The organism is Rhodococcus sp. 7Tela_A2, assembly GCF_049311045.1.
Lineage (GTDB): Bacteria > Actinomycetota > Actinomycetes > Mycobacteriales > Mycobacteriaceae > Rhodococcus.
This window is the reverse complement of the sequence record NZ_JAXION010000226.1, coordinates 1-562: the sequence shown is the minus strand read 5'-3', so window position 1 is coordinate 562 and position 562 is coordinate 1. Positions and strand designations below refer to the sequence as shown.

The 562-nt window shown below is 63.5% G+C and carries 1 protein-coding gene; it reads right to left on the bottom strand.

Annotated features, from left to right (window positions below; translation table 11 throughout):
• On the bottom strand, positions 1-562 hold a 562-nt coding region (locus TVH25_RS21360), incomplete at both ends, for a condensation domain-containing protein (protein ID WP_422425421.1).

Genomic DNA, 562 nt, shown 5'->3' with positions numbered 1-562 from the left:
CCCCACCGTCGTCTCCGGACCCACACCCCGCGAGATCAGATACCGCGCAAGCCGATTGACCCGCGCATCGAACTGCGCATACGTCAACGACTCGTCTTCGAACACCACCGCAATCGCGTCGGGATTCGAAAGGACCTGCGCATCGAACCGGTCCAGCAACGTCGACTCCGGCACCGGATGCGACGTATCGTTCCACCGCTCGAGCACCGCAATACGCTCATCGGCGCCCAGCAAATCGATATCGCCGACCCGCAGCGCCGGATCGGCCACCACCGCCTCGAGGATCCGCACGAACCGATCCGCGAACGTCTCCACCGTCGAAGCATCGAACAGCTCGGTGGCATAGGTGAACTCCGCGCGGAAGCCGTCCGGCGAACCGTCCTCCGCGAACCCCTCCGACAACGTCAACTGCAGATCGAACTTGGCGATCTGCGCATCGAAGTCCACACCCGAGACACTCAGACCGGGCAGCTCGAGATGCGCGTCCGCCATATTCTGGAAAGTCAGCATCACCTGGAACAGCGGATGACGCGCCTGCGAACGCGCAGGATCGAGCACCTCC